Origin of the sequence: Microcystis sp. M49636_WE2 (assembly GCF_030065375.1) — a bacterium.
Lineage (GTDB): Bacteria > Cyanobacteriota > Cyanobacteriia > Cyanobacteriales > Microcystaceae > Microcystis > Microcystis aeruginosa_C.
Window position 1 is genome coordinate 1 of the sequence record NZ_JASJFG010000632.1, and the last position, 2,355, is coordinate 2,355.

Sequence of the window (2,355 nt, forward strand, 5' to 3'; positions counted from 1 at the left end):
GTGCCGATTCCCAGGGAGCATTTGGAACGGGGAACCGGTTCTGGGTTTATCATTAGTACAGATGGACTACTTTTGACTAATGCCCATGTGGTGGAAGGGACAACCCAAGTAAAAGTGACTCTGAAAAACGGTCAAACCTATCAGGGTAAAGTCCTGGGGGTTGACAATATGACCGATGTGGCCCTGGTGAAAATCGAGGCGGAAAATTTACCGACGGTGACTTTTGGCAAGGCCGAAACTTTAACCCCCGGAGAGTGGGCGATCGCTATTGGCAATCCCCTAGGCTTAGATAATACTGTTACGGTGGGCATTATTAGTGCCTTGGGCCGGACTAGCAGCGAAGTGGGGGTTCCCGATAAACGGGTTCGTTTTATCCAAACCGATGCCGCTATTAACCCCGGCAATTCCGGCGGCCCGTTGCTGAACGCCAAGGGGGAAGTTATCGGCATTAATACGGCAATTCGGGCCGATGCCCAGGGTTTAGGGTTTGCTATTCCCATCGAAACCGCCCAAAAAGTGGCGGGACAGCTATCTAGCAAGGGTAAAGCGGAACATCCCTACATCGGTATCCAGATGGTGACGCTAACCCCAGAATTACGGCAGCAATTGAACGAAACTAAAGAATTAAACTTTAATATTGACCAAAATGAAGGGGTAATCGTCCTGCGAGTGGTGGAAAATTCCCCCGCTCAAAAAGCCGGAATGCAACCGGGTGATATCATCGAAACTGTGGCAGGAAACCCCGTTAAAACCGCCGCCGATGTGCAGCAAGGTGTAGAAACCAGTGCGATCGGTGGTAATCTGGAAATCGAGATTAACCGCAGGGGTAAACAACAAACTCTCACCGTTCAACCGGGGGTTTTTCCCAGCAAAAGTAGCGAGTGAACTACTTTCAACCGGTCAAGGGGCGACCCCTTACCCTACACTGGGAGGAGAGAAAATAGCAGCGGAGCGATCGAAATTGAGGCAGCGGTTACAATTAAAATTATCAATTGGGCGCGGGGCTGCCCTTCTAATCGGTTTGCTGGGATTAACGGCCTGTCAACCTCCTGATCCGCCGAAAATTTCGCCGACAGAATCGCCTAAAATCGAGGAAACTGGCCGCTTAATTCTCAATAATGCCACTTTAGAACAGGCTAACCCCTCGGGACAACCCCTCTGGAAAATTCAGGTCAAAAAAGCTACCTACACCCAAGACCAAAAAATTGCCCGTCTGGAAAATATCAAGGGTAATATCTATCAAGAGGGGAAAGTAGTTTTACAGGTTAGTGCTGACCGCGGTGAAGTTTACAAGGAAGGCCAGGAAATTCTCCTCAAAGATAATATTGTGGCTGTAGATCCCCGCAATAAGGCCATTATTAACGCACCAGAATTGCGTTGGCTACCCAAGGAAGGTATTTTAATCTCCCCCAAAGGGATCAAAGGTAGTCATCTACAACTAGAAGCTAAGGCGCGCCAAGGACGCTACGACACGCGCCAAGAAAAACTAGAATTACAAGGTCAAGTGGTGGCCACCGCCAAGGAATCTCGTGTTGTCCTGCAAACCGAGCGTCTGTACTGGGAAATTCCGCAACAGGTCATTAGTACCGATCAAAAAGTCGCTTTTGATCGCTATATTAATAAAACTATTATCGATCGTCTTACTGCTATCGGCGGTCGTTGGGAAAGAAAAAATAATCAGGTTATCCTGCAAGAAAACCTCGAATATCGCTCTTTAGAACCACCTTTACAGATTTCTGGTTCTCAGGCAATTTGGAACTATCAAAATCGTACCCTAACTTCCGATCGCCCCACGGAAATTTTTCAATATCAAGATCAAATCACTATTACTGGTAATCGTGTGGTGGTGGAATTAGGCAATCGCATCGCTTATCTCAAGGATGGGGTTAAGGGAATTAATCAGAAAACTGGGGCGCAATTGTATAGTCAGATCTTAACTTGGAAAATGTCGGAAAAAATTGTCGAGGCCGAGGGGAATATTATCTATGAACAACAGGAACCAAAATTTAATCTCACCGGCGATAAAGCGATCGGCACTTTAGAAGATAATAACATTGTTGTTACCAGTAGCTCCCCCGATCGAGTTGTCACTGAGATTTATCCTCGTTAACAGGGAAAATTAGCCAAAAAAAACTCTCCCCAAAAAAGGGAGAGAGGGGGGGTAAATATTTAAAAGCTTACCATTTGAGCAGATTAAACTGTTCCATATCGATCGTGTCGCGGTTACGATAGATAGTCAGGATAATCGCTAAACCCACGGCTGCTTCGGCTGCCGCTACGGTAATCACGAAAATAGTAAAAATTTGGCCTCGAATATTAGCGGGGTCAAGATAGTTGGAAAAACCCATTAAGTTA

General features: G+C 46.5%; 3 protein-coding genes. 2 read left to right on the top strand and 1 reads right to left on the bottom strand.

The window, feature by feature from the left end; translation table 11 throughout:
- The coding region (locus PX484_RS14645) for an HhoA/HhoB/HtrA family serine endopeptidase (protein ID WP_288104426.1) at positions 1-885 on the top strand (885 nt) is incomplete at its 5' end.
- 76 nt (positions 886-961) lie between these two features.
- Entirely contained in the window at positions 962-2,110 is a 1,149-nt protein-coding gene (gene lptC / locus PX484_RS14650) for an LPS export ABC transporter periplasmic protein LptC (RefSeq protein WP_046661388.1), read from the top strand.
- Between the two features lie 67 nt (positions 2,111-2,177).
- Here the strand turns inward: lptC and PX484_RS14655 are convergent.
- Positions 2,178-2,355: NADH-quinone oxidoreductase subunit K (locus PX484_RS14655; RefSeq protein WP_287636497.1), on the bottom strand; the 178-nt coding region annotated here is incomplete at its 5' end.